This is a genomic window from Bradyrhizobium sp. UFLA05-112, assembly GCF_053572325.1.
The window spans coordinates 39,195-46,917 of sequence record NZ_JBANBK010000068.1 but is presented as its reverse complement, the minus strand read 5'-3'; the positions used below and the strand labels follow the sequence as shown (position 1 = coordinate 46,917).

Annotated in this window: 8 protein-coding genes; 4 read left to right on the top strand and 4 right to left on the bottom strand. The window is 64.0% G+C overall.

Annotated elements, in window-relative coordinates:
• A partial coding sequence (locus SO180_RS31045; RefSeq protein WP_449382635.1) for an extracellular catalytic domain type 1 short-chain-length polyhydroxyalkanoate depolymerase occupies positions 1–1,114 on the top strand: 1,114 nt, incomplete at its 5' end.
• An 84-nt stretch (positions 1,115–1,198) separates the two neighbouring features.
• Here the strand turns inward: SO180_RS31045 and SO180_RS31040 are convergent.
• On the bottom strand, positions 1,199–1,501 hold the full coding sequence (locus tag SO180_RS31040) for a hypothetical protein (protein WP_449382634.1): 303 nt from the start codon (positions 1,499–1,501) through the stop codon (positions 1,199–1,201).
• A gap of 130 nt (positions 1,502–1,631) precedes the next feature.
• On the opposite strand from SO180_RS31040, the gene SO180_RS31035 reads away from it, so the two are divergent.
• Entirely contained in the window at positions 1,632–2,003 is a 372-nt protein-coding gene (locus tag SO180_RS31035; protein WP_449382633.1) for a winged helix-turn-helix transcriptional regulator, read from the top strand.
• A 161-nt stretch (positions 2,004–2,164) separates the two neighbouring features.
• Here SO180_RS31035 and SO180_RS31030 read toward each other — a convergent pair whose 3' ends face one another.
• Entirely contained in the window at positions 2,165–2,839 is a 675-nt protein-coding gene (locus SO180_RS31030; protein WP_449382632.1) for an MBL fold metallo-hydrolase, read from the bottom strand.
• Positions 2,840–3,012: 173 nt separating this feature from the next.
• Between SO180_RS31030 and SO180_RS31025 the strand changes: the two genes are divergently transcribed.
• On the top strand, positions 3,013–4,617 hold the full coding sequence (locus SO180_RS31025; RefSeq protein WP_449382631.1) for an alpha-amylase family glycosyl hydrolase: 1,605 nt from the start codon (positions 3,013–3,015) through the stop codon (positions 4,615–4,617).
• A gap of 54 nt (positions 4,618–4,671) precedes the next feature.
• Here SO180_RS31025 and SO180_RS31020 read toward each other — a convergent pair whose 3' ends face one another.
• Positions 4,672–6,372 carry an alpha-amylase family protein gene (locus tag SO180_RS31020; protein ID WP_449382630.1) on the bottom strand — a complete coding sequence of 567 codons (1,701 nt, stop codon included), beginning with the start codon at positions 6,370–6,372 and terminating at the stop codon, positions 4,672–4,674.
• Between the two features lie 185 nt (positions 6,373–6,557).
• Between SO180_RS31020 and SO180_RS31015 the strand changes: the two genes are divergently transcribed.
• A complete protein-coding gene (locus tag SO180_RS31015) occupies positions 6,558–7,049 on the top strand; it encodes an MmcB family DNA repair protein (RefSeq protein WP_449382629.1) in 492 nt (163 codons plus the stop codon).
• 119 nt (positions 7,050–7,168) lie between these two features.
• On the opposite strand, the gene SO180_RS31010 is transcribed toward SO180_RS31015, so the two are convergent.
• Positions 7,169–7,723, bottom strand: a complete 555-nt coding sequence (locus SO180_RS31010) for an ActR/PrrA/RegA family redox response regulator transcription factor (RefSeq protein WP_254101122.1) — start codon at positions 7,721–7,723, stop codon at positions 7,169–7,171.

Here is a 7,723-nt window from a genome sequence, read left to right as displayed (position 1 = left end):
GGGCCAGCACAGTCCGCTGACGGAGATCACCGGATTCGGCTCTAATCCCGGAAACCTGCGCATGTTCGCGTACGTACCGGCGCAATTGCAGCAGGTGCGTGCACTCGTCGTCGTGCTGCATGGTTGCGGCCAGACCGCGGCTGGTTACGATCTCGGCGCCGGATGGTCGACGCTTGCAAAGCATTACGGCTTCGCGCTGTTGATGCCGCAGCAGCAGCTCGCCAACAATGCCAACACCTGCTTCAACTGGTTCAGTCCGGAAGACACTGCGCGCGACAGCGGCGAGGCGCGCTCGATTCGCGAGATGATCGCGCACATGGTCTCGACGCACGGCATCGACGCGCGGCGCATCTTCATCACCGGCCTGTCGGCCGGCGGCGGCATGACCTCGGTGATGCTTGCGACCTATCCGGAGGTTTTCGCGGCTGGCGCCATCATTGCGGGCCTGCCCTACGGTGTGGCATCGAATCTGCGTCAGGCTCTCGATGGTATGTTTCATTCGCCGGAGCGCCCTGCGCGCGAGCTCGGCGATCTCGTGCGCAAGGCGTCCGACCATCGCGGTCCCTGGCCCAAGATTTCGGTTTGGCACGGCAGCGCCGACCGCACCGTCAATCCCGGCAATGCCGATGAGATCGTCAAGCAGTGGCTTGACCTGCATGACCTGCCGCTGACGCCGATGTCGGAAACCGTCGTCGACGGCTATCCACGCCAGGCCTGGTGGAATGCGGACGGCGAGACCATCGTCGAATCCTTCGCCATCACCGACATGGCGCACGGCACGCCGCTCGGCGTCGCCGACAACGATCATCGCTACGGCATCGAAGGCGCCTTCCTGATCGAGGCGGGCATTTCTTCGTCGTATCACATCGCAAAATTCTTCGGCCTGACGGAATGGATCCGCAGCGCCGCGCCCGAGAAGAAGCCGACCGCGGCGGCGAAGCCGGCGCCGGCCCTGTCGCCCGCGCCGCATCTTGCAAGGTCGATCCGTACCGCCGTTGCCGAGCCGCAAGGAAATGCAAAGCTCAAGGCCAAGCCCGGCAAGAAGGCCAGGCGTCGCCTCGACCTCAGCGCCGTCATCACGCGCGCGCTGACGGCCGCTGGCCTGATGAAGTAGAACCAATCCCAACTGTCGTCCCGGACAAGCGCAGCGCGGATCCGGGACGATGTTTGCGTTTTTGGCGCAGCAATCCGACCAGCGCTACGCCGTCTGATCGATCAGCTCGATCGGCGTCACCGTCACCTCGCCGTCGGCGACCTTTCGCGTCATCTCGGTATAGTGCTTGAAGAAGTCGCGCGATTGCAGGGTCTTCTGCGCGGCATCGTCGGTGACGCTGGCAAGGTGGAGATAGCTGTTGTCGTCGCGGTTCTTCATGCAGCGATAGCCGATCCGTCCCTTCAGCTCCGCATCCTCGTTGATCGCCTTGATGAAGCGGCCGATCTCCTGGTGCCAGGCCTCCGTCGTGCCGTTCCTGAACTGATACGTGATCATGAAGTGCTTCATGTGACGCTCCCTTCGTCGTGTGCGTCATCATCTGCGCCTCGTGAGCAGTTCTGCAAGTATGGACAAAATTGATAGTATGGACTTTTTCGGCATCCCTCCTATCCTCCTGTGAGCGCAGAGAGGTGACGAGATGGCGAAAGCGAGATCGGCCCTGCGGAGCTGCCCGGTCGCAGCCTTCCAGAAGATGATCGCAGGCAAGTACAAGCTGCGGATTGTCTGGGACCTGAAGGACGGCCCGCGCCGCTATGGCGAGATCAGGAGCGGCCTGCTCCGAGGTGCCGCGGGCAGCGCCGAGATCACCCCGCGGGTGCTCAGCCGCGAATTGAAGGCGCTCACCGAGAGCGGGCTGATCGACCGCCGCGATTTTGGCGTGGTGCCGCCGAAGGTCGAATACCGCCTCACCCGCAAGGGCAAGAGCTTCGTGCCCGTGATTGCGGCGATCCGCGATTGGGGCGAGCGGCATTTGAGCGAGCCGGCGGCGCTCGCAGATGCCGCGGAGTAGGGCAGCCTAAAACTCGCTGCGTCGCAGGACCTTCATGGTGAGGAGCGCGGAACGCGCGTCTCGAACCATGAAGGCCCGTCTCTCACGCGCGGCTATCGTTCGAGACGCCCGCTTATCGCGGGCTCCTCAGGATGAGGGCGTGTGCTCGTGACGCAGTAAAGCTACATCTCCCCGGTGATGAACGGGTTCGTCATCCGCTCATGGCCGATGCGCGAGCCCGCGCCATGGCCGCAGATGAAGCCGACGTCGTCGCCGAGCGGCAGGAGTTTCGTCTTGATCGAGTTGATCAGCGTCGCGTGACTGCCGCCGGGCAGGTCGGTGCGGCCGACCGAACCTGCGAACAGGACGTCGCCGACATGGGCAAAGCGCAGCTCCTTGTTGAAGAAGACGACGCTGCCGGGTGAGTGGCCCGGGCAGTGCAGGATGTCGAAGGAGAGATCGCCGATCGAGACGGTGTCGCCTTCCTCCAGCCAGCGGTCCGGCGCGAAATTGCGCACGCCGCTCATGCCGAAGCGCGCGCCGCTCTCGACCACATTGTCGAGCAGGAACTTGTCGGCGACGTGCGGCCCTTCGATCGGCACCTTCAGTGCGTCGCGCAGGTCGGCGGCACCGCCGACGTGATCGATATGGCCGTGCGTCAGCCAGATCTTCTCCACGGTCACGCCGGTCTGGCTGATCGCGTCCAGGATTTTTGGAACGTCCCCGCCGGGATCGATCACCACGGCCTTCTTGCTGGGCTCGTCCCAGATGATGGTGCAGTTCTGCTCGAACAGCGTCACGGGAACGATGATTGCGCCCGCTTTCGCCGCCTGGGATTGTTCGGTTTGCTCGGTCATGGCCTCACATTGCCGATTTTTGGCGGCCCGCCAAGCAAAAGATTCGGCATTCCGGATGCGGGAACAGGCGCTTCCGCCGTCACACGGCGGTCTCAAAGGCCTGCTGGTCTGAACCCCAGCGTTGCCAGCGCGTTGCTTGGCGCGAGGCAGATTTCGAAGGTGGCGATTCCAGCATGGCCGAGAACGACGAAAACTGGTGGCGCGACGGCATCTTTTATCAGATCTACCCGCGCTCGTTTCAGGACACTGACGGCGACGGGGTCGGCGATCTCGCCGGCATCCTCAAGCGCCTTCCTTACGTGAAATCGCTTGGCGTCGATGCCATCTGGCTGTCGCCGGTCTACCGCTCGCCGATGGCCGATTTCGGCTACGACATTTCCGATTACACCGGCATCGATCCCCTGTTCGGCACCATGGAGGATTTCGATGCGCTGCTTAAGGCCACGCATGAGAGCGGGTTGAAGCTGATCCTGGATCTCGTGCCGAACCACACCTCCGACCAGCATCCCTGGTTCATCGCCAGCCGCTCCTCGCGCGATAACCCCAAGCGCGACTGGTTCATCTGGCGCGATCCGGGCGCGGGCGGCGGGCCGCCGAACAACTGGCTGTCCGAGTTCGGTGGCAGCGCGTGGCAATATGACGAGGCGAGCGGTCAATATTACTACCATGCCTTCCTCGCCCAGCAGCCGGACCTCAACTGGCGCAACCCTGACGTCCGCGAGGCGATGTATGGCGTGATGCGGTTCTGGCTGGAGACGGGCGTCGACGGCTTTCGCGTCGACGTCATCTGGCACCTGATCAAGGACGCGGACTTCCGCGACAACCCGCCGAACCCGTACTATGTCGAGGGCCGGCCGCCGAATGAAAAAATCCTCACGCAATATTCGACCGACCAGCCCGAGGTGCACGATGTGATCGCCGAGATGCGGCGCGTCACGGACGCCTTTGGCGCGCGCGTCTTGATCGGCGAAATCTATCTGCCGCTGCATCGTCTGATGGCCTATTACGGCAACGATCTCACCGGCGCGCAGATGCCGTTCAATTTCGCGCTGCTCTCGACCTTCTGGAGCGCACGCTCGATCGAAAAGATCATCGAGGACTACGAGAAGGCGCTGCCGAAGGGTGCCTGGCCGAACTGGGTGCTCGGCAATCACGACCGGCCGCGCGTCGCAAGCCGCGTCGGGCCGGAGCAGGCGCGGGTCGCCGCCATGCTGCTGCTGACGCTGCGCGGTACGCCGACGCTCTATTACGGCGACGAGATCGGAATGAGCCAGGTCGCGATCGCACCCGAGGACGTCCGCGATCCCTTCGAGAAGAACGTGCCCGGCATCGGCGTCGGCCGCGACGGCTGCCGCACCCCGATGCAATGGGATTCCTCGAGCTTCGGCGGTTTCTCTCAAGTTGCGCCGTGGCTGCCGCTGCCGGAGATCCACGTTCATGAGAACGTGGCCAATCTCGAAGCCGACAGGTTATCGATCCTCAATCTCTACAAGCGCCTGATCATCTTGCGGAAGGCGCACCCGCAACTGGTCGCCGGCGATTATCATCCGATCGCCGCGCAAGGCGACCTCTTGATCTATCGCCGGCAGGCGGGCGGCGAGGCGCTGGTCGTCGTGCTCAATCTCGGCCCCGACCCCGTCGCCGTCACCACCAGCGCCATCCGCTTCGGCAGCGAGATCCTGCTCTCCACCTTTCTCGACCGCGAGGGCGAAGAGCTCGAGGGCGTGCTCGACTTGCGCGGCAATGAAGGCGTGGTGATCTTGCCGGGGCGATCCTGATCGTCGTCCCGGCCTTCGCCTGGCCTTCATCGGGCCGACGTGGGGGAAGGGGCGTCACTTCCCCCGCGCATTCTTCCGCATCGCCTTGGTGTCGATATCGCTGCGCTTCAAGAGGTAATCGAGCCCGCCGACGCGGTACCAGCGATAGCCGTAGGGTTCGAGCACGACGCGGTGCTGGCCGCGCTTGTCGGCGCGGCTGTGATCTTCCGCCAGGAGATTGATCAGCAGCGTTCCATGGCCTTCGGGCAGCTTCGTCGAGAACGCGATCTCGCGTGGCTTTTCGTCGAGATTGTGCACGAACAGCACCGAATTGTTGCGCCAGTCATAGCGGATGATGAAGATCGCCGGGTCCTGCACGGCGATGATCTCGAAGTCGCCCCAGCCGACCTCCGGCACTTCCTTCCGCATGCGGATGATGCGCTCGGTCCAGTTCAGCATCGAGTTCGGATCGCGCCGCTGCTTGGCGACGTTGACGTGCCCGAAGCCATACGGTCCCTTGTCGATGACCGGCGAGACCGGCTTGTCGCTGTCGGTGAAGCCGCCGTGCGGCTCGGTCGACCATTGCATCGGCGTGCGTGCGCAATTGCGTTCGGGCAGCGCCAGGTCGTCGCCCATTGCGATCTCGTCGCCATAGCGGATCACTGGCGTTCCCGGCAGCGTGCACATCAGGCTGTAGGCAAGCTCGAGCCTGCGGCGGTCGCCGCCGAGCATCGGCGCCAGCCGCCGGCGGATGCCGCGATCGTAGAGCTGCATGTCCTTGTCCGGCCCGAAGCATTTGAACACGAGGTCCCGCTGCGCTTTGGTTAGCCGTCCGAGATCGAGCTCGTCATGATTCCGCAAGAACATGCCCCATTGGGCGGAGGCCGGCCGCGGCTTGGTCGCCTTCAGCGACTCGGCGAGTGCGCGCGAGTCGGCCGAGGCCAGCGCATAGAACAGGTGCTGGTTGACGTGGAAGTTGAACATCATGTGCATGCGGTCGCCATCACGGCCGAAATACTCCATGTCGGTCTTGGGAAGCACATTGGCTTCGGCGAGGATGATCGCGTCGCCCTCGCGCCATTGCAGGAATTCGCGGAACGATCGCAGCATGTCGTACTGCTCCGTCGGCGTCTTGACCTTCGGCCCCTTGGTGGCGATCACGAACGGCACGGCATCCATCCGGAAACCGGAGACGCCGAGCTGGATCCAGAAGCCCATGATCTTCAGAAGCTCGGCCTGCACGCGCGGGTTCGAGGTGTTGAGATCGGGCTGGAAATCGTAGAAGCGATGGAAGTACCAGGCGCCGGCTTCCTTGTCGCGCGTCCAGGTCGATTTCTGCACGCCGGGAAACACGACGCCCTTGCCGGCGTTCGCGGGCTTTTTGTCGGACCACACATACCAGTCGCGATGGGGCGAGTCCTTCGAGCGGCGCGCGTCCTTGAACCAGGGATGCTGGTCCGAAGTGTGGTTGACGACGAGGTCGATGATGATGCGGATGCCGCGCTGCTTGCAGCCATGAGCGAATTCGACGAAGTCGCCGAGCGTGCCGTAGCGCGGATCGACGCCGTAATAGTCCGATATGTCGTAGCCGGCATCGAGGCCGGGCGACGGCTGAAACGGCATCAGCCAGATCGCGGTAATGCCGAGGCCGTGCAGGTAGTCAAGCCGCCGCAACAGCCCCTTGAAGTCGCCGACGCCGTCGCCATTGGCATCCATGTAGGTGGCGACAGACAGGCAGTAGATGACGCCGTTCTTGTACCAGAGGTCGTCGATCATGTCGGGGCAGCCTCGCTGGTCCGCACGGCGGTGAGTGGCTGCGTGATAAGTGTCGGCGAGAGGCGAGGTTCCCGCCTCACACTCAGTGTCGTCCCGGCCTTCGCCGGGACGACGGTTGAGAATGGGATGCAGCTCGTTTCCATCGAATGGTGTGCGCAGCGAGCGGAATCGGCTAAACTCACCCCATGGACAACACCGCCCGCCACATCGCGCTCGTGCCGCCGCCTGACGGCCGCCAGTCCGAGACCGCGCTTGCAGTCGCGCGCGGCACGGCACGGCTGTTGCGATCGCTCCGCTTCTCCTGCATCAGCGAACTGCCGCTGCCGTCGGGCCGCCGTGCCGATCTCGTCGCGCTGAACGAGCGCGGCGAGATCTGGATCGTCGAGATCAAATCGTCGGTTGAGGATCTGCGCAGCGATCAGAAATGGCACGAGTACCGCGCCCATTGCGACCGGCTGTTCTTCGCCTTCACGCAGGAGTTGCCTTGCGAGATCTTTCCGGAAGGCACCGGCCTGATCATCGCGGACGCCTATGGCGCGCATCTCCACTGCGATGCGCCCGAGCACAAGCTGCCGGCCCCCACCCGCAAGCAGATGACGGTGCGCTTTGCCATGGCCGCCGCGCTCCGGATCAACCGTCTGGTCGATCCGCAGGGCCACGCGGAGTTTTGGGAGTAGGGCGCGGCGATTTGTAGGGTGGGCAAAGCGAAGCGTGCCCACCGCTCATGCCACCGAAGATGAAGCAGAAGAGGTGGGCACGGCGCTCTGCGCCTTTGCCCACCCTACAACATGCGGACCTACCGCGGCGCGCGCTTGGCCAGAATTCGCTGCAATGTGCGTCGATGCATGTTGAGGCGGCGCGCGGTTTCCGAGACGTTGCGGTTGCACATCTCGTAGATGCGCTGGATGTGCTCCCAGCGCACGCGGTCGGCCGACATCGGGTTCGCCGGCAGCTCGGACTTTTCAGTGCCGGTCGACAGCAGGGCAGCGACGACGTCGTCGGCGTCGGCCGGTTTCGAGAGATAGTCGATCGCGCCCATCTTCACGGCCGTCACCGCGGTGGCGATGTTGCCATAGCCGGTGAGCACGATGGCGCGCGCATCGGGGCGCTTCTTCTTCAGCGCCGAGACCACGTCGAGGCCGTTGCCGTCGCCGAGCCGCAAGTCGACCACCGCGAACGCTGGCGCGGCCTTGCCGATCTCTGCCAATCCATCCGAGACGGTATCGCAGGAGGTTACCGTGAAGCCGCGCGTCTCCATGGCGCGCGACAGCCGCTCCAGGAACGGCTTGTCGTCCTCGACGATCAAGAGCGAGCGGTCGGCCTGTTCATTCAGTTCGGCGATGGCGTTCAA